The sequence below is a fragment of the Enterobacter quasimori genome (assembly GCF_018597345.1).
GTDB lineage: Bacteria > Pseudomonadota > Gammaproteobacteria > Enterobacterales > Enterobacteriaceae > Enterobacter > Enterobacter mori.
The window spans coordinates 948,838-967,774 of sequence record NZ_JAHEVU010000001.1; the positions used below are offsets into that span (position 1 = coordinate 948,838).

An 18,937-nucleotide genomic window follows, 5' to 3' on the forward strand; every position below is an offset into this window, starting at 1 on the left:
CTAACGCTCCAGCTGGTCGCCGTACTCGCTCACCCAGGCGGCCAGCGGAGAAAGCGCATCCTGAAGGGTTAGCCCCAGGTCGGTTATCTGATACTCCACGCGCGGCGGGATCTCCGGATAGACCGTCCGCGTCACCAGCCCGCGCTGTTCAAACAGGCGCAGCTGCTTCGTCAGCTCTTTCTGGGTGATGGGCGCGGCCGCTCTCAGCAGTTCGCCAAACCGCACGGGCGTATTGAGGATAATCAGGCGATAGAGGATCGGGATCGCCCATTTACCGGAAATCAGGTTCACAAACTGCGTCATTGGGCAGGTGTAAACCTCAGATTTTTTTTCGCATGACGCGTCCAGCATTTCTGCCATAGCACACCTCTTGCCTCTTTAGTATCCATTTGGTACCTGGTTTCCTTTCGATACTAACGTTTCTATAGTGCTTTCTCCAGTGACATTTCAGGAGAAGAACATGGGTCGTTTAACAGATAAATATACGCTGATTACCGGCGGCACCAGCGGCATCGGTCTTGCCACCGCGCAGGCGTTTATCGCCGAAGGCGCGCGCGTCGCCGTGACCGGACGCAAACCGGACACCCTCGCCGAAGCAGAGCGCATTCTGGGCGATAAGGCCTGGGTGATCCCAACCGATGCGGGCGATATCGCGTCGCAGAAAGCGCTGGCGGAAACCCTCGCCGCCCGCTGGCCGCGCCTGGACGCGGTGTTTCTCAACGCCGGCGACGTGACGCACGCGCCGCTGGAAGCCTGGCAGGAGGATGCGTGGGATCGCCTGATGGACATCAACCTGAAGGGACCGTTCTTTTTAATTCAGGCTCTGCTGCCGCTGCTGAATAACCCGTCGTCGGTGATCCTCTGCGGCTCCGTGAGCGCGCGCATCGGCCTGCCCACCAGCAGCGTGTATGCCGCGAGCAAGGCCGCCCTGCTGTCGCTGGCGCGCACGCTGTCGGCGGAGCTGCTGCCGCGCGGGATCCGCGTCAACGGCCTGAGCCCCGGTCCGGTGGAAACCCCGGCGTTTACGAAGACGGGCCTAAGCGACGAGGCGCTTAACGCGATGATGGCAGAGGTCATCAAGCTGGTGCCGCTCGGCAGAATGGGCTCGACGACGGAGCTGGCAAAAGCCGCGCTCTATCTGGCGTCCGACGAGTCGAGCTACACGGTGGGAACGGAGCTGCTGGTGGACGGCGGCATGGGAAGTTTGTAACTCAAAAGGCGCTGATGCCGGTGACGATGCCGACGTACAGCGCCGCCCATACGCTGGCGGAAAGCAGGCTGACGGCGTAGACCTTTGCTGCATTCAGCCTGAGCATCCCCGCCGCCAGCGGCACGATGTAACGCAACACCGCCAGAAAGCGCGACGTAAAGAGCACGATGACACCGTTCTTTTGCAGCTGATGCTGTACCCGCAAGAACTTGTCGGCATGCTTTGAGGTAAAACGCATGACCAGCCGGGTGTGCCCCATCAGCTGGCCGATATGGTAGTTCAGCACCGAGCCCGCCGTTGCCCCCAACACCACGGCGAGCCACGCCAGCGCAGGATGCATGCTCGCCTGGCTGACGGTCATGCCCGCCAGCAGCATTACCGAAGCGGGCGGCAGCACGGAGGAGATCAGCACCGTCGATTTACTCAGCGCCATCATAAATAACAGCCCGAAAAGATGTGCCGGATACAGCGCAAAATGATTCAGCAGATTATCAAACCACGCCATGATCTTCTCCGCTATTGATTATATAATCCTCCATTAGAAATGAATGACCTTAAATAAACCCTCAACGTTTTATTAATTTGATTCTCCTAAACCGTTCTTAAACATTATTTAATTTCCTGAGCGATAAAATAAAATAAGCGTATTATCTCTCACGTTTTACAACGATCTCGTTATGGCGAGGCTCCTGTACAAATACACGTTATCGCTCTGGTGGGTTCGAGAGAACCGGCACAGGGTAAAACAGGCACTGTCGAATCAAGGCTTTGTCAGTATAACTTCCCTTACGGGATACGGTGTACAGTGCTGAACCCAGGACGTGGGGATCTCCTCTTCGACATGCCCTGTCTTGCTCGCCCCTGAGAGATGTTATTATTCAAAGGGAATTCACTATGTCTTACGCTATTCACAACCAGAACCTGGCATTCAATGACAGCGCGATCGCGCAATATATGAATACCGATTTTATTGTCCTCGATATTGCATTATGCGTGGCGCTGGCGCGCGAACAGTTTTTCGAAAAATTAAAAGACGATGATATTCCGTCGCATATTTTTATCGAAGACCATGGCCGCCTGGCGGGGATGGTTGCCGTGCGCAAATTGCTGCAGACCGCCGATACGGTGCAGCCGGTAAAATCGCTGATGATTTCGCAGTTTTTGCAGGTCAAACCGGAGGATGAACGTGCCGACGTTGCGGGACTGCTGGCGCACGGCGGCGCGGATGTGGTGCCCGTGGTCACCCACGGCAAGCTCGTCGGCTGCCTGACCGAGCGCGAGATCGCCCATCTGCTGGAAGATGACGTCACCGAAGATGCTCAGCTTCAGGGTGCAACGCTGCCGCTGGAAAAGCCGTATCTGGAAACCAGCGCCTTTAGCCTGTGGAAAAAACGCTCCGTCTGGCTGCTGCTGCTGTTTGTCGCGGAAGCGTATACCAGCTCGGTGATCCAGCACTTCGGGGAGGCGCTGGAGTCCGCCATTGCGCTGGCGTTCTTTATTCCGCTGCTGATTGGCACGGGCGGCAACAGCGGGACGCAGATCACCTCCACGCTGGTGCGCGCCATGGCGCTGGGGGAAGTCCACCTTCGCGACGTCGGGCGCGTGCTGCGCAAAGAGATGACCACCTCGCTGATGATTGCCGCCACGCTCGGTATCGCCGGGTGTATCCGCGCCTGGATGATGGGTATCGGCCTGGAGATCACGCTTATCGTCAGCCTGACGCTGGTATGCATTACGCTCTGGAGTGCGATTGTCTCGTCCGTGATTCCAATGGTGCTCAAGCGCTGCGGCATCGACCCGGCGGTCGTCTCCGCGCCGTTTATCGCGACGCTTATCGACGGTACCGGGCTGATTATCTACTTCAAAATTGCCCAGTACACGCTGGGGCTGGAGTAAGCTTGCGAGCACCTCATTCACGCACGTGATTGAGGTGCTCACTTCGCTACGCATCGCCGAGCTGATGCGCGATCTCACGCAGCTGCTGGGCAAGCGCCTGCAGGTTTTTCCCTTTCTCCCCTTTCGGCCCGGTGGACTGACGCACCACCAGACGGGCAGGTAAAATCGAGGACATGCGCTGGACACTCTCTTCACCGCTGTCGAGAATGCGGCGCACCGCCTCTTTACCCTGCAGATCTAAATCCAGCGATACCGTCGTCAGCGCCGGGTAGAAGAATGAGCTTTCATAGGTGTCATCGTAGCCAATCACCGACTTCTCGCCCGGAATTGAAATCTGCTGCTGATGGAACGCGCTCAGCACGCCGAGCGCCATCTGGTCGTTCGCCACCAGCACGGCGGTAAACTGCGCCGTCTCCCGCAGCATTTGCAACGCTCCCGAATAACCGCTTTGCGCATCCCAGTTGCCGCGAATGACCGATGCTGGCTCCAGGCCGTAGCCCTTCAGGGTCTCGATCCAGCTTTTCAGCCTCAACTGCGCCGAGACGGAAGACGTCGGCCCCGCCAGCAGGGCAATGTCGCGATGCCCCAGCTCGTAAAGATATTTGACGCTGGCGCGGGTGCCGTCCGCCGGATTAAACGAAACGTTAAACACGGAACTGTACGGGTCAACGTCGAGGAACAGGCAGACAATGTCGTCGTTGTCGGCGGCGATTTTCTGCGCCGCTTCAGCCTCCAGCGGCACGTTGATGATCACTTTGCTCACCAGCTGGGATTTCAGCTCGTTGATGGAATCCTGGATGCTGTGGTTGACGTTCTCATCAATCATTGAGATCAGTACCTGGTAGCCTTCCACATTGGCATAGCGTTTCACCGCCGCCGCAACCTGCGAAGGCGCGTGCAGCGCCAGCGAAATGGTCACCAGCCCAACGGTCTGGCTCTGCTTGCCCACCAGCTGCTGAGCCAGTCGGTTGGGTACATACCGCAATAACTCTATGGATTTCTCCACCTTGATGCGCGTGGCGTCGGATACATTGGCAGATTTATTCAGTACCCTGGACACGGTCTGATAGGAGACGCCCGCATGGCGTGCCACGTCCTCTAACGTTGCGCTTTTCGACTTCATGGTCCGGTTCCTTATGTTGTTATGCGCTGATTGTAACAGGGGTGCTGAAAAAAAACGCTTACCACCCTCTCGCTGTGGGCATAACACCATCAAAAAGTATGACGCTCACAATGCCATAATTTGTGTCCGATCTCATTACTCGTAACAAAATTGTCTATTTTATTTGCAGTTAATCACACATTTCGGATCGTGCAATTGCCAGTTAACGGGTTTAGGCATTTTATGACAGCGGATTTGTGAACGTATTACAAAACAATAAGAGGGTTACAATGAACACGACGATCCGCTCTGTATCTGTTGCGTTGGCTGCCGCGCTGGCATCGCCTTCGCTGTTTGCAGCGTCTTCAGTACCGATTGATTTTCATGGATATCTTCGCTCCGGCGTGGGCGTCTCACGGGATGGTGGGATGGAGGAGTGGCAAAAAAACAAAATTGGCCGTCTGGGTAACGAGGCCGACACCTACGGCGAGCTGGAGCTGGGCTCCGAGGTATACAAAAAGAACGACGTCAGTTTCTATCTCGACAGCATGGTGAGCATGGTCTCAGACGGCTCCAACGACAATGAAACCACCTTAGATGACGATGCCCAGTTCGGCCTGCGCCAGCTTAACCTGCAGATCAAGGGGCTGATCCCCGGGGATCCCAATGCGGTGATTTGGGGCGGTAAGCGCTACTACCAGCGCCATGACCTGCACATCATTGATACCAAATACTGGAATATTTCCGGCTCCGGTGCGGGTATCGAGAACTACACGCTTGGCCCGGGCGCAGTCTCCGTTGCGTGGATCCGCGGCGATGCCAACGACGTGGACTACCGCGTGGATGGCGACAGCGACGTTAACATCAATTACATCGACCTTCGCTATGCGGGCTGGAAGCCGTGGGCGGGCGCGTGGACGGAAGTGGGTATTGATTACGCCATGCCAAACCCGACCAACAAGCAGAAAGAGTACGGCGGGCTGTACGAGGCCGATAACGGCGTAATGGTCACCGGTGAGATCAGCCAGGATATGTTTGGCGGCTATAACAAGCTGGTGCTGCAGTACGCCAATAAAGGTCTGGCCCAGAACATGGTGTCACAGGGTGGGGGCTGGTACGACATGTGGAACTACGTGAACGACGCCACCGGCTACCGCGTGATTAACACCGGCTTAATTCCGATTACCGACAAGTTCTCCTTTAACCACGTCCTGACATGGGGCTCGGCAGACGACACCACGCAGTACACGGACAAATCACGCCTGGTATCGCTGGTGGGGCGCGCGCAGTATCAGTTCACCGAGTACGTGCGTCTGATTGGCGAAGTGGGCGGATTCTATCAGGAAGATACTTACACCGACGGGGCTAAGTACAAGCAGAGCGGCGAGAAGTACACCCTCGCGCTGGGGCTGGCAGATGGACCTGATTTTATGTCGCGTCCTGAGCTGCGCGTCTTTGCCTCTTACCTGAATGACTCCGAAAAAGGGCAATCCTTCGAAGATGGCACCGCGAATAATACCTGGAACTTCGGTGTGCAGGTCGAGGCCTGGTGGTAAGTCTTAATTTATAATTTGCGTTAATCGTTATCGTATCTCCAACAACCTGCAGTCTATTTTACTGCTTTGGGATAGCCATTACTTTGGCTATCCCTTTTTTATATTTACTGATTAAAATGTTCGTCTAATAATTTCCGTAATGTATCAGACTGCCTGCCGAATATAGCGTGCACCTGCTGACCGATAATAATCACCCCCAGCGCCCCCTCATTCTGTAACGCCTGTGAATCGACCTTATTTAAATCTTTTACCGTCACGCGCAGGCGGGTAATACAGGCTTCGACGTGCTCGATATTATCGTCGCCACCAAATGCCGGAATTAAACGCTGGGTAATTTGACTGTCCATAATACGCCTCTCTGTTATGCAGATAAAAAAATGCCTGCTCGGGGAGCAGGCGTTTTGTGCTTTTTTGCCCGGGCGGTGCAGTCTGATGCCCTCACCCCACCCCTCTCCCACAGGGAGAGGGAGAAAATCAACTACGCTTTGCGCTTAAGCACCCGACAGTCCCACGCCAGCAGCACGGTATCGCCCGCAGCGGCGGCATCGGTCATGCAGTCGGTATACCCCTGCGGCAGCGTGATGAGCTGCTGCTGGGCCGTGTAGTTCTGCACAAACACCCAGGCGGTTTCGCCATCCGTGCGCGCCGTCGCGACCACGCCCGGCGGGAAATCCTCCTCGACCGCGCGCGGCAGCGCCAGCTCGTCGATAATCCCGGCAAAGAAATCGCGCTGGAACGGCAGATCGTTACGCGACGCCACGTGCCACGCCTTGCCTTTGCCAAAGCGGTTGACCGTCACCGCAGGGCGACCGGCGTAGAAATCATCCCGGTAGGTCGCCAGCGCCTGCGCGGATTCAGTATGGATCAGCTCGCACAGATGCCTGACCTGATACGGCCCCTGCAGGCCCGCCGCATTGCCCGCCAGCCCCTGAACCAGGTTTCGCTCCCCCTCGCCCAGGCAGTCAATCTCTTCCGCCCAGATGCCGAGGAGCTTGCGCAGCGGGCCCGGGAAACCGCCGAGGTGGCAGAGATCGGTCTCATCCACTACCCCGCTCCAGTAGGTCGTCACCAGATGCCCGCCCGCGGCCACAAAGGCTTCCGCCCGCTCGGCGAAACCTTCGCGCACCATGTAGAGCATGGGGGCAATCACCAGCGCGTAGCGGCTCAGATCGCCGTCAGCGTCGATGACGTCGACCGCGATGCCCTTTTCCCAGAACGGACGATAGTGTTCGTTGACGGTTTTTTCGTACTCCAGCCCCATGTTGCGCGGGCCTTCGGCATCGTCCAGCGCCCAGCGGTTTTGCTGGTCAAAGATAATGGCCACGCGCGCGTCAGTTCGGCACCCCACCACCTCAGGCAGACGGGCCAGCATCTCCCCCAGACGCGTCACTTCGCGCCCGACGCGAGTATCAAGATGCCCCACGTGATCGATAATCGCACCGTGGAATTTCTCCACCGACCCGCGGCTCTTACGCCACTGGAAGTACTGCACAGAATCCGCCCCGTGCGCCACCGCCTGAATAGAGGAGAGAATATGCATCCCCGGCTTTTTCAGCTTGCTGGTCGGCTGCCAGTTGGTGGTGCTCGGCGTGGACTCCATTAACACAAAGGGTTTACCGCCCTTCAGGCTGCGCATCATGTCGTGGTACATGGCGGTATAGCAGGCCAGCTGCGTTTCGTCTTTCTCCTTGTGCCACATCGGGTAGCTGTCCCAGGAGATGAAGTCGATCGCTTTCGCCAGCTGCCAGTAGTCGTAATCGTAGAAATACTCCATAAAGTTGGTCGTCACCGGCAGGTCGGCATTGGCGGCCTTCAGCGGTGCCACCTCATGCTGGCAAAAATCGGTGACCTGCGCGGTATTGAAGCGGCGCCAGTCGAGATTCAGGCCGTGAATCGACATTTCTCCCTGCGGCGCGGGGGACTCAATCTGCGACCAGTCGGTGTAGGTATGGCTCCAGAAGGTGCTCCACCACGCATGGTTCAGCGCGTCGAGGGTTTTGTAGCGCGCCTTTAGCCAGTCGCGGAAGCGTTCCTGGCACAGGCTACAGTGGCATTCGCCGCCGTACTCATTGGAGATATGCCAGCCCAGCACCGCCGGATGATGCGAATAACGCGCCGCCAGCAGGCGGTTAATTTTCATCGTCTTTTCGCGGTAAACCGGAGACGACATGCAGTGGTTATGACGCCCGCCGTGCAGCGCGGGGACGCGGTTGCGCCCGACGCGCAGCACTTCAGGATATTTTTGCGACATCCATGCCGGACGCGCGCCGCTCGGCGTAGCGAGAAATATATGAATGCCCGCCGCATAGAGTTTTTCAATAATGCTGTCCAGCCAGGCAAAATCATATTCCCCTTCCTGAGGCTCCAGTTTCGCCCAGCTAAATATCCCCACCGACATGACATTACATTTCGCCTGCTGCATCATGGCGATATCTTTTTCAATAATACCGGGGTAATTCTCCCATTGCTCCGGGTTATAGTCGGCGCCATGCAATAACGCCGCGACCTTTGGACTTAAAGGCGCAAATTTATTCATATTTAAAACGTCCTGAATGAAGATAAAAACTAGTTAAATACCGTGATTGACGGCAGCACTTTGCCCTGGCAATCAAATAACGCCTGATTCTCGCGGGCATTACCCTCTTTCCACTCGTCATGGATATATTTCATGCCGGTTTTGGTGGCCCACGTGGTGCCCGGAACGGCAATCCAGGTCGGTTCCCAATAAAAGATGCCCTTGCCGCGACGGTCAGGCACATCAATCACGGACTGCATTAAATCGTGAATATAGTCGTACTGACCCTGAACAGTGCCGGGATAGCCGCCGTCCTTTTCCTCTTTGGCCTGGAAGCTGTTCTCGGCGTTATCGCAGTTCTCCAGCGTATAGCCGTAGGCCGCTTCCACCACAATTACGTCTTTGTTATAGCGCCTGCTGATGTCATCCATGTTGGTCTTCAGCGCGCTAATCGGGCCGTTCCAGTAGGTGTACATCGACAGGCCGATGATATCGAACGGCACGCCGCGCTTCGTGATTTCATCAAACCACCAGCGGAAGGTGTCATTTTTGGTGCCTTCGGCCAGATGCAGCATGATTTTCACCTGCTCGCCGTCGGTCAGGTTCTCCTTCAGTCCACCAATCGCGGCGTTGAGCAGCCCGGCCAGGCGGTCAAATTCGCCGCCGCCCTGCCCCCAGCTTTTTCCTTCCGGCCACAGCATGCCGCCGTTAATTTCGTTTCCTATCTGCACCATGTCCGGCAATACGCCCTCTTTCTTAAAGCGGGCAATCGTGTCGCGGGTGTAGTCATGAATTGCCGTTTTCAGCTGTGGGTAGTCCATCTTCTCCCAGGCTTTTGGCTTAAACTGTTTGCCCGGATCGGTCCAGAAATCGCTGTAGTGGAAATCGAGCAGCAGCTTCAGGCCCTGCGCCTTTACGCGCTTCGCCAGCGCGAGGGTGTTTTCGAGATTATTACTGCCGCCGCCGTAGGTGTTGCCGTCGGCATCCTGCGGATCAACCCACAGGCGCAGGCGCACGGTGTTCACGCCGTTGGCCTTCAGGATCGCAATCGCGTCCTGCTGCTGGCCGCTGTGGTTATAAAATTTGGCGCCGTGCTGTTCCGCTTCCAGCAGCGTCGAAATATCCGCGCCCTTGATAAAGTCCGCGGGCATGGCGTTAAAAGGACGCGTTTTGACCCCGTCCGCCGCAAACGCGCTCGCGGCAAGGCCACAGGAGAGGCAAACGGCAAGTAAAGCAGGTTTGAGTCTTTTCATGATTATCCTTTGGTACTCCCGGAGGTCAGGCCGGAGACGAAGTATTTTTGTAATGCCAGATAGAGGATCGCTACCGGCACCGCAATCAACACCGCGCCTGCCGCGTAGGTGGTGTAGCTGGCACCCATTTTTTGCGCCACCAGGTTATAGAGCCCGATGGGTAAGGTGTATTTGTCCGGGGTGCGCAGAATCGTGCTGGAGAGGATGAAATCCCCCAGCGGCCCGGTGAAGGAGAACAGCGCCACCACCGCCACAATCGGCTTCGAAAGCGGCATGATAATTTCGATGAAAATCCGGAAATTACTGGCCCCGTCCATGCGCGCGGATTCATCCAGATCTTTCGGGATGGCGTCGAGGTAGCCTTTCATCAGGTAGGTATTCATCGGGATCATGCCGCCCACGTAGATCAGCACCAGCGCCAGATGGCTGTTGATGAGGCCCAAAAGCTGCGACAGCACGAAAATGGCAATCAGCGCCGAGAACTGGGGGATCATCTGCAGGAGCAGGAACAGCATCAGCCCGTTCTGGCGTCCCTTAAAGCGAAAGCGCGAAAAGGCATAGGCGGTAAAGCTGACGCTGATGAGGGTCAGTACCATGGTCAGGAAGCTGATTTTCATCGAGTTCCAGTACCAGGTCATGTAGTTCACCTGGCCGTTAAACAGGTCGGCATAGTGCTGCACCGAAAAGTTCTCAGGAATAATTGAGGAGCTGAGCAGGCTATTACCCGCGTTAAACGACGCGCCGACCGTCCACACCAGCGGATAGATGATAATCGTCGACACCAGCACGATAACCAGCCAGGAGAGCGAGAGGCGTACCCACTTCTCACGTTTAATACTTTGTGATTGAGCCATTGTTACGTCCCTTACGCCATGTCGTCGTTTTTGAAAGATTTGGTGGCGCGGAACTGCCACAGCGCCAGGCCGACGACAAAGATCGACAGCAGGATAGTGATGGTCGCCGCAATCGCGTACTGCGACGACGACATGGTGAGCTTGTAGATCCACGACACCAGGATATCTGTCCCACCCGCATTGGACCCCACCACCGCTGGTCCGCCGTTATTGAACAGGTAGATGATGTTGAAGTTATTGAAGTTGAAGGTGTATTGGGTAATCAGTATTGGCGCAATGGAATAAAGCACCAGCGGCAGCGTGATGGTGCGCAGCTTGGTCGCACTGCTGGCCCCGTCCATGGTGGCGGCTTCGTACAGATCGTCAGGGATCGCCTGCAGCACGCCGGTGGTCATAGCAAAAACAAACGGGAAGCCGAGCCAGGTCTGCATCAGGATCAGCGCCGTTTTGGTCCAGAACGGATCGGTCATCCAGGCTTTCGGCGCAATGCCGAAGAAGGCCAGAATGGCGTTGTTTATCACACCGAAAGAGTCGTTGAACATTCCGGCAAACACCAGAATGGTGACAAAACCCGGCACCGCCCACGGCAGAATGAAAATGGTGCGGATAAGCGGCTTAAAGCGCAGGTCTTTCTGGTTCACCAGGATAGCCAGCAGCACGCCCACGGTACATTGCAGCGTGGTGGCGAGCAGCGTCCAGACCACCGTCCACTGCAGGACGTCGAAGAAGGTTGAGCGCCAGATGGAGAGCGTGAAAATATTGACGAAGTTCTTAAACCCAACCCAATCCACCAGCTTAGCCGGCGGCGTGTGGTAAAGATTGTAGTTAGTAAAGGCGATGGCAAAACCGAAGAGGATCGGGAAAACCACCACAAACACCAGCAGAATAAAGCCCGGCGTGATCATCAGATACGGAAAGCCGTCGCTCAGCAGCATCTGATACTGCTTACGCACGCTGTTTAGCCCCAGCCCTTCATCACGTTTTCGACCGTTAACCCAGGCATCGCGCATCGACAGGTAATACACCATCACGCCAAAGGCGGCGATCAGTACGCTAATGATCCCTTCTGCCAGCAGGAAGATGGAGTTATCCCGCGGCACTTCCTCCCCCAGCGTCACCAGCCCCCAAAGTCCTTCGCGCAGGAAATCGGCAAAAACGCCGATAAAACTGGCCAGCAGCACCAGGAAGATAACGCCCTTCAGCCACTGGCGGTGATAGAACTGGCCGAAGCCGGGGATGACCGCCAGCAGCAGGCCGGTCCAGGCGTGACGCCCGGCCCCGTGCGGTCTGGCAAAATTTTCCGGGATGATACTCACAGACAACTCCTTTCAATAAAACGGGAGAGTGGCCTCCCGTTCTGCGACGTCAGAAAATTACTGGTTGCTGGCCTGCATGGCTTCGATTTGCATCTGGACCTGTTTCTCTGCGCCGTCCAGCGCGGCTTTGGGATCCTGTTTGCCGGTCAGGCTCAGCTCCAGCGCGGCGTTGGCCGGCCCCCAGACTTCGCCCATTTCAGGGATACCCGGCATGGCGGTGGCTCGCGCGGCCTGCACCGCAACGGCGCTCGCCTTCTCGTCGTTCTTGATTACCGGATCGTCGATCATTGCGGTCAGCGGCGGGATCTCCCGCGTGGCCACGTAGCGGGTTTTCACGTACTGCGGCTGGTTGATGAATTCGATAAATTTCTGCGCCAGCGCTTTGTCCTTGCTCCAGGTGGAAACGACGTAGCCTTTCACGCCGAGGAATGAGCTCATTGGCTTGCCGTCCGGCAGCGTGGGCAGCGGCGCCACGCCGTAGTTGATGCCTGCCGCTTCATACGGCTGGAACGCCCACGGGCCGTTGATGACGGCTGCCGCTTTCTTTTCGGTAAACAGGGAGTCGATTGCGTTCAGGCCGTTGTCGCCGACTATGCCGGCAGGGAAAATCTCGTCAGCGTAGAATTTTTTCAGGTACGTCACGGCTTCTACCGCGCCCGGCTTGTTCAGGCCGACGTCGCTGGCGTTATAGCCGCCTTTATCGTTTTGACCGAAGATGTAGCCTCCCATCGGGGAGATCGCGCCCCAGCTGTAGTAAATCTGATCGAACTTGGCGAGCAGACCGTACTGGTTTTTTGCGCGCTGCTGTTTAGAAAAGTCATACCAGTCCTGCAGCGAGTTGAGCGGCTTGTCGATGAGATCTTTGTTGTAGATCAGCACCAGCGTCTCAACCGCTTTCGGCACGCCGTAGATGGCGTTATCCATTTTGAAGGCGTTAATCGAGGCCGGGGTGTACTGTTCGGTCTGCTTATTGTCCAGATTCAGGGGGGTCAATAACCCTTGCACGACGGCGCCGCCCAGCTGATCGTTAGGAATGACCAGCACGTCCGGGCCAATGCCTGCCGGGCCGTCCAGGCGCAGTTTTTCCAGCTGCTGTGCGTAAGGGGTTTCCTGCACGTTGACCTTAACGTCGTACTGTTTTTCAAAGTCCGCGACCGCATCTTTAATACCGGACGACTTCTTGATGTCTTCCCAGACGTTAAGCTGCGCGGTGGCGTGAGCCTGTACCGCGAGCGTAGAGAGGATCAGAGCAGCGAGTATGTTCTTTTTCATTATCAACCTCATGTGAAGGTATAACAATTTTATGGTTGTTATTGCATCTGACGCCCTACAAACCCCGCTATATATCCTGATAAAACTGGCGCTGTACGTATGACATCAAATGCCTTTGGTTGGCTATACGCTACCCTTCACATCATGATAACTCTACATAAAACTGCAAGTTGTGTGATCGTCATAACATTAATGGAATATCTGTATAGGGCGCATGAATGCTGGAAGTTATAGTCAAGGCAGACAAATTGCACCGTCCGGCCACGTTGAACGCAATTGTTATACGTAAAACATACTCGGCGGTTTACCTGGGGAACACTGATGTCGAACATACAATTGAGGAATGTCACCAAGCGCTTTGGCGACACCGTCACGCTCCACAACGTTAATCTTGATATAGAGGACGGTGAGTTTGCCGTATTCGTCGGGCCTTCCGGCTGTGGCAAATCCACTATGCTGCGCATGATTGCCGGGCTGGAGGAGATAAGCGAGGGTGAAGTGCTGATCGGTAACGAGGTGATGAACGACATCGCCCCTTCCCACCGGGGGGTGGCGATGGTCTTTCAGTCCTACGCGCTCTATCCGCACATGACGGTGGCCGAAAACATGGGCTACGGGCTGAAGGTGAATAAAGTGCCGAAAGATCAGATCCGCCATCAGGTCGAGATGGTCGCCAAAACGCTGCAGCTCTCCCACCTGCTGGACCGCAAGCCCAAACAGCTCTCCGGCGGCCAGCGCCAGCGCGTCGCGATTGGCCGCGCTATCGTGCGGAACCCGCGCGTCTTTATGTTCGATGAGCCGCTTTCCAACCTGGATGCCGAACTGCGCGTGGAGATGCGCCTGCACCTCGCCCGCCTGCACCAGGAGCTGAAAACGACCATGGTGTATGTCACCCACGACCAGATTGAGGCCATGACGCTGGCCGATAAAATTGTGGTGATGAACTACGGCAAGGTGGAGCAGATGGGCGCGCCGATGGATCTCTACTACAAGCCGGCGAATAAGTTTGTCGCCGGGTTTATCGGTTCGCCGAAGATGAACTTTCTGCTGGCGACCGTTGAAGCCTGGCAGCCGGGCAAGCTTAACGTCAGGCTATCACAGCAGAAGTCGCTCACGCTCGCGATAACCACCACACCGCTGCAGCCGGGCAGTCAGGTCACGCTGGGCATCCGTCCGGAACATTTAACCACCGATCTTCACAGCGGCACGCGGCTGGAATTTAACTGTGAAGTGGTGGAGCGACTGGGAAACAATACTTACCTGTTTGGGCAATGCTATGGCCATGACAACGTGAAGATTTTGCTGCCGGGCGACGTGAAGTTCGCGCCCTGGCAGAAGATAGACGTGGCCTTCGACGATCGCCACTGCATGGTCTTTGACGAGCAGGATGTCCGGGTGAGCGCGGATATCGACGATGCGGTGCGTTCGGTGGCTTAACGCTCGCCACCGTCAGCCAGCTTTCTCACCGCCCGCCCAAACGCCTCAATCGCCAGGGCAACATCGTCAGCCATCACCGATTCCGCCGGATGGTGGCTGATGCCCCCTTTGCAACGCACAAACAGCATGCCGACCGGCCAGCGTTCTGCCAGGGCGATGGTGTCATGCCCGGCGCCGCTGGGCAGGGATAACGAGCGCCCCTGCACCGACTCAACGGCCTGCCCCAGCAGATCCTGCAAACGCGCATCGCACGGCGTGGCGGCGATACGGTAAAACTCCTCGGCGCTGAAGCGCAGACCGCGACGCGCGGCAATCGCCTGCGCCTGCGCCAGCAGTTCAGCGAGCAGCGCGTCAAGCGGGGCATCCTGCGGGCCGCGAATATCCAGCGAGAGCGCAACCTCGCCCGGGATCACGTTGACCGCGCCGGGCACGCAGCGCAGCTCACCGACCGTCGCCACCCGGTTGCCGCCCTGCTGTCGGGTGGTGTTTTCAATCAGCACCATCCACTCGGCGGCGGCGGCCAGAGCATCCTTGCGGTGACTCATCGGCACGGTACCCGCATGCCCGGCCTCGCCGGTGAAGCGGCAGCTGAGGCGGCGCGCGCCGTTAATGGCTTCCACCACGCCCAGCGCCAGCCCTTCCTGCTCCAGACAGGGTCCCTGTTCGATGTGCAGCTCCAGGCAGGCGCTGAAATCGTCCTGATGGCGTGCCGCGAGCGCCACGCGGGCAGGATCGAGCCCCGCCTGCACCATCGCCTGCGCCACGCTGATGCCACCGGCATCACACGTCTCCAGCCAGCCCTGCGGCCAGGTGCCGGTGATGCCCCGGCTGCCCAACAGGGTGATCCCAAAACGGGTGCCCTCTTCGTCGCCAAAGCCGACAATTTCTATGGCCTGCGCCAGATGCAGACCCTGCTGGTGCAGGCTGTCTACCACTTCGATGGCGGTGAGCACCCCGAGCATGCCGTCGTAGCGCCCGGCGTTGCGTACGGTGTCCAGATGCGAGCCGAGCAGCACCGCCTGCGCCCCTTCCTGCAGGCCCTCATAGCGACCGCAGATATTGCCCACGCCGTCCTGCCAGACGGTCATTCCCGCCTGGCGCATCCACTCGCCGACCAGCTGGTTGGCCTGCAGATGCTGCGCCGAGAGGTACACCCTTGTCAGCGCATCCGGGGTTTCGCTGATGGCGGCCAGCGCGTCGGCGCGCGCCATCACCCGTTCTGCTGCCGGGCTCATTGCGGCGTCTCGCGGCGATAGTGGTCCCACGCGGCCTGCATGGCGGCACCCTGCGTGGTGGTGAACTTCAGGTAGTTCAGCACCGACTCCAGCGCGCTCAGGGTAGTCATCACGCAGTCTTTGCGCGCGTTGTAGCCCATGGTGCCAATGCGCCACACTTTGCCGTGCAGCGGGCCAAACGAGGTGCCGATTTCAATCCCGAAATCCTCCAGCATCAGCTTGCGCACCTGGTCGCCGTTGACGCCCTGCGGTATCACCACGCCCAGCACGTTGTTCATCTTGTGCTTCAGATCGCCGAAGGTCTCCAGCCCCATCGCCTGAATGCCCTTCAGCAATGCGTCACCGTGCAGCTTATGGCGCGCGATGCCGTTTTCCAGCCCTTCCTGCAGGATCAGCCGCGCGCATTCGCGGGCGCCGAACAGGGCGGTGGTGGCTTCGGTGTGGTGGTTCAGCCGCTCCGGCCCCCAGTAGTCCATCACCATGCCGAGATCGAAATAGTTGGAGTAGATCATCTCCTCGTCGCCGTCGCGGTGGGCGTCGGTGCGAATGCCTTCCTCAACGCATTTGCGGCGGCGGATTGCCTCCTCCATGCGCGCGCTCAGGGTGATCGGCGACGTGCCCGACGGGCCGCCGAGGCATTTCTGCATCCCGGCAGAGACGGCATCCAGCCCCCAGGCATCGGTTTCCAGCGCGTTACCGCCGAGCGACGCGGTAGCATCGGTGTAAAACAGCACGTCGTAGCGGCGGCAGATGGCGCCCAGCTCCGCGAGCGGCTGCAGCATGGTGGTGGAGGTGTCGCCCTGCACGGTCAGCAGCAGGCGCGGACGAATACGCTTAACCGCATCCTCGACCTGGTCCGGGGTAAACACCTCGCCCCAGGGCACCTCGATGGTATGCACCTCCGCGCGGCAGCGGCGGGCAATTTCGCACAGCAGGTGACCAAAGCGGCCAAAGACCGGCACCAGCACCTTATCTCCCGGGCGAATGGCGGAGACCAGGACGGCTTCAATTCCCGCACGGGAGGTGCCGTCCACCAGCATCGTCCAGCGGTTTTCGGTGCGGAACACGCCGCGATAGAGCGCCATCACCTCGTTCATGTAGTGTGTCATGGCCGGATCGTACTGGCCGATCAGCTGGCTCGACATGGCGCGCAGCACGCGCGGGTCAGCGTTGATCGGGCCCGGCCCCATCAGCAGGCGCTGGGGCGGGTTGATTTGCGGAAAGCGTGCGATATCCATTGTTCAGTCCTTATCAGTTGAGGCCGCGCACGGAGGAGATGAACTGCTTCAGTTCCGTGGTCTGCGGGTTGGCGAACAGCGTTTTGCTGTCGCCCTGCTCCCAGACTTTCCCCTGGTGCATAAACACCACGCGGTCGCCCACTTCGCGGGCAAAATTCATTTCATGAGTAACAAGTATCAGCGTCATCCCCTCGGCCGCCAGCTGCTCCAGCACTTTGAGCACTTCGCCCACCAGCTCCGGGTCGAGCGCGGAGGTGATCTCGTCGCAGAGTAACACTTTCGGCGACATCGCCAGCGCGCGGGCAATCGCCACGCGCTGCTGCTGGCCGCCGGAGAGGCTCGACGGGTAGTAATCCAGACGGTCGCCGAGGCCAACCTTCTCCAGCATCTGCTGCGCCAGCGCCCGACATTCGGCGGCGCTTTTCTTCAGCACCCGGCGCGGGGCGAGCATCACGTTCTCCAGCGCCGTCATGTGCGGGAAAAGGTTGAAGCTCTGGAACACCATTCCGACCGAGCGGCTGATTTCACGCGCCTGGGAATCCCGGTCGGTAATGGTCATGCCACCCAGCTTGATGCTGCCGTCCTGATACCCTTCCAGGCCGTTAATGCAGCGCAGCAGCGTGCTTTTGCCCGATCCGCTGCGCCCGATGATGGAGATCACCTGGCCCATGTCGATATCCAGATCGACGCCCTTGAGCACGTGGTTATCGCCGTAGTACTTCTGCACCTGATTAATGGTGATGAGAGGCATTGAATTTCGTCTCCAGATAGCGGCTGTAGCGCGACAGCGGATAACACAGAATAAAGTAGCCGAGCGCCACCAGCGCAAAGACCTTAAACGGCTGATACGTCACGTTGGTCAGCATCGTCCCGGCCTTGGTTAGCTCGATAAAGCCGATGATCGACGCCAGCGCGGTGCCCTTGATCACCTGCACGGCAAAACCGACCGTCGGGGCGATGCCGATGCGCAGCGCCTGCGGGGCGACCACGCGAAACAGGGTCTGGCCAAAGGTCAGCCCCAGACAGCGCGACGCTTCCCACTGCCCTTTTGGCAAGGCGCGAATACTGCCAAACCAGATGTCGAGCAGAAACGCGCTGGTGTAGAAGGTTAACGCCAGCGAGGCGGCGGTCCACGGCGAAACGTCGATGCCGAACAGCGCCACGCCAAAGAAGGCCAGGAACAGCTGCATCAGCAGCGGCGTGCCCTGAAACAGCTCGATATAGCAGCGAATGATGCGCCTCACCGCGCGCCCACCCGTCAGACGCAGCAGCAGGAGCGGCAGCGTCACCGCCGCGCCGCCGACGAACGCCACCAGCGACAGCAGCACCGTCCAGCGCCCGGCCAGCAGCAGGTTGCGAATAATGTCCCAGTCGGTAAAGGTGGTCATCATGCCTGCACCCCCAGCCATTTGCGACCTGCCGCCATCATCAGCTGGCGCAGGGTAATCGACAGCGCTAAGTAAATGCCGGTAGTCACCAGATAAACCTCAAAGCTCAGAAACGTTCTGGACTGGATCAGGTTGGCGGCGAAGGTCAGCTCTTCATACGAGACCTGCGACACCACCGACGAGCCGAGCATCACGATGATGCACTGGCTCACCAGCGCCGGGTAAATGCGCTGCAGCGCGGGCGGCAGCACCACGCGGATAAAGGTCTGCAGGCGGGTCAGCCCCAGCACGCGTCCGGCTTCCCACTGCCCTTTCGGCGTGACCTGAATGCCCGCGCGGATAATCTCGGTGCTGTAGGCGCCAAGGTTCACCACCATGGCCAGCAGCGCCGCTTCCCCCGCCGTCATCTTCAGCCCCAGGTTCGGCAGGCCGAAGACGATGAAAAACAGCTGCACCACAAACGGCGTGTTGCGGATGATCTCCACATACCCGCCCCAAATCCGGCTGTACCAGGTGGTGCGTCCGCTGCGGATCGCTGCCCCGACAATCCCTGTTGCCAGCCCGCCGACGGTGGCCATCACCGTCAGCTGAATAGTGACCCACAGTCCGGCCAGCAGCTCCGGCCAGTGCGGCCAGAGGGCGGAAAAATCAAGTTGCTCAGTCAT

The 18,937-nt window shown here is 58.2% G+C and carries 18 protein-coding genes and 1 riboswitch; of the genes, 4 read left to right on the forward strand and 14 right to left on the reverse strand.

Going from position 1 to position 18,937, the window contains the following annotated elements:
• Positions 1-360, reverse strand: coding sequence for a winged helix-turn-helix transcriptional regulator (locus KK102_RS04640; protein WP_216357055.1), 360 nt, complete (start codon positions 358-360; stop codon positions 1-3).
• 100 nt (positions 361-460) lie between these two features.
• Between KK102_RS04640 and KK102_RS04645 the strand changes: the two genes are divergently transcribed.
• Complete coding sequence (locus tag KK102_RS04645) at positions 461-1,210, forward strand: SDR family oxidoreductase (protein WP_216357056.1); 750 nt, start codon at positions 461-463, stop codon at positions 1,208-1,210.
• Between the two features lies 1 nt (position 1,211).
• Here KK102_RS04645 and KK102_RS04650 read toward each other — a convergent pair whose 3' ends face one another.
• A complete protein-coding gene (locus KK102_RS04650; RefSeq protein WP_216357057.1) occupies positions 1,212-1,715 on the reverse strand; it encodes a DedA family protein in 504 nt (167 codons plus the stop codon).
• A 159-nt stretch (positions 1,716-1,874) separates the two neighbouring features.
• Positions 1,875-2,044, forward strand: a riboswitch (M-box (ykoK) riboswitch).
• A gap of 60 nt (positions 2,045-2,104) precedes the next feature.
• Here KK102_RS04650 and KK102_RS04655 point away from each other — a divergent pair.
• Complete coding sequence (locus tag KK102_RS04655; RefSeq protein ID WP_216357058.1) at positions 2,105-3,106, forward strand: magnesium transporter; 1,002 nt, start codon at positions 2,105-2,107, stop codon at positions 3,104-3,106.
• 46 nt (positions 3,107-3,152) lie between these two features.
• On the opposite strand, the gene KK102_RS04660 is transcribed toward KK102_RS04655, so the two are convergent.
• On the reverse strand, positions 3,153-4,229 hold the full coding sequence (locus KK102_RS04660) for a LacI family DNA-binding transcriptional regulator (RefSeq protein ID WP_216357059.1): 1,077 nt from the start codon (positions 4,227-4,229) through the stop codon (positions 3,153-3,155).
• A 269-nt stretch (positions 4,230-4,498) separates the two neighbouring features.
• On the opposite strand from KK102_RS04660, the gene KK102_RS04665 reads away from it, so the two are divergent.
• Positions 4,499-5,764, forward strand: a complete 1,266-nt coding sequence (locus KK102_RS04665) for a maltoporin (RefSeq protein ID WP_126543650.1) — start codon at positions 4,499-4,501, stop codon at positions 5,762-5,764.
• A 104-nt stretch (positions 5,765-5,868) separates the two neighbouring features.
• Here the strand turns inward: KK102_RS04665 and KK102_RS04670 are convergent, their stop codons facing one another.
• From KK102_RS04670 to KK102_RS04695, 6 genes are all read right to left on the reverse strand, one after another.
• Positions 5,869-6,111, reverse strand: a complete 243-nt coding sequence (locus tag KK102_RS04670) for a PTS sugar transporter subunit IIB (RefSeq protein ID WP_072250618.1) — start codon at positions 6,109-6,111, stop codon at positions 5,869-5,871.
• A gap of 131 nt (positions 6,112-6,242) precedes the next feature.
• Positions 6,243-8,300, reverse strand: coding sequence for a beta-galactosidase (locus KK102_RS04675; protein WP_216357060.1), 2,058 nt, complete (start codon positions 8,298-8,300; stop codon positions 6,243-6,245).
• A 29-nt stretch (positions 8,301-8,329) separates the two neighbouring features.
• Positions 8,330-9,532, reverse strand: a complete 1,203-nt coding sequence (locus tag KK102_RS04680; protein ID WP_216357061.1) for a glycoside hydrolase family 53 protein — start codon at positions 9,530-9,532, stop codon at positions 8,330-8,332.
• Positions 9,533-9,534: 2 nt separating this feature from the next.
• Positions 9,535-10,386, reverse strand: a complete 852-nt coding sequence (locus KK102_RS04685; RefSeq protein WP_042715482.1) for a sugar ABC transporter permease — start codon at positions 10,384-10,386, stop codon at positions 9,535-9,537.
• 11 nt (positions 10,387-10,397) lie between these two features.
• A complete protein-coding gene (locus tag KK102_RS04690) occupies positions 10,398-11,702 on the reverse strand; it encodes a carbohydrate ABC transporter permease (RefSeq protein WP_061715575.1) in 1,305 nt (434 codons plus the stop codon).
• Positions 11,703-11,759: 57 nt separating this feature from the next.
• Entirely contained in the window at positions 11,760-12,974 is a 1,215-nt protein-coding gene (locus KK102_RS04695) for an extracellular solute-binding protein (protein WP_216357062.1), read from the reverse strand.
• 321 nt (positions 12,975-13,295) lie between these two features.
• On the opposite strand from KK102_RS04695, the gene KK102_RS04700 reads away from it, so the two are divergent.
• A complete protein-coding gene (locus KK102_RS04700; RefSeq protein ID WP_216357063.1) occupies positions 13,296-14,411 on the forward strand; it encodes an ABC transporter ATP-binding protein in 1,116 nt (371 codons plus the stop codon).
• On the opposite strand, the gene hpxK is transcribed toward KK102_RS04700, so the two are convergent.
• Genes hpxK through KK102_RS04725 form a run of 5 tightly spaced genes read right to left on the reverse strand, consistent with a single transcriptional unit; the run spans position 14,408 to position 18,937 of the window.
• The gene (gene hpxK, locus KK102_RS04705; protein ID WP_216357064.1) at positions 14,408-15,646 is read right to left on the reverse strand and encodes an allantoate amidohydrolase; all 1,239 of its coding nucleotides are present in this window, start codon (positions 15,644-15,646) and stop codon (positions 14,408-14,410) included. The genes KK102_RS04700 and hpxK overlap by 4 nt on opposite strands.
• Positions 15,643-16,884 (reverse strand): pyridoxal-phosphate-dependent aminotransferase family protein, encoded by a 1,242-nt coding sequence (locus KK102_RS04710; protein ID WP_126543643.1) that lies wholly within the window; start codon positions 16,882-16,884, stop codon positions 15,643-15,645. The genes hpxK and KK102_RS04710 overlap by 4 nt, the downstream gene beginning before the upstream one ends.
• Positions 16,885-16,897: 13 nt before the next feature.
• Positions 16,898-17,635 (reverse strand): amino acid ABC transporter ATP-binding protein, encoded by a 738-nt coding sequence (locus KK102_RS04715; protein WP_023327069.1) that lies wholly within the window; start codon positions 17,633-17,635, stop codon positions 16,898-16,900.
• Complete coding sequence (locus KK102_RS04720) at positions 17,616-18,272, reverse strand: amino acid ABC transporter permease (RefSeq protein ID WP_216357362.1); 657 nt, start codon at positions 18,270-18,272, stop codon at positions 17,616-17,618. The genes KK102_RS04715 and KK102_RS04720 overlap by 20 nt, the downstream gene beginning before the upstream one ends.
• Positions 18,272-18,937, reverse strand: coding sequence for an amino acid ABC transporter permease (locus KK102_RS04725; protein ID WP_048027626.1), 666 nt, complete (start codon positions 18,935-18,937; stop codon positions 18,272-18,274). Before KK102_RS04725 ends, KK102_RS04720 begins: the two co-directional genes overlap by 1 nt.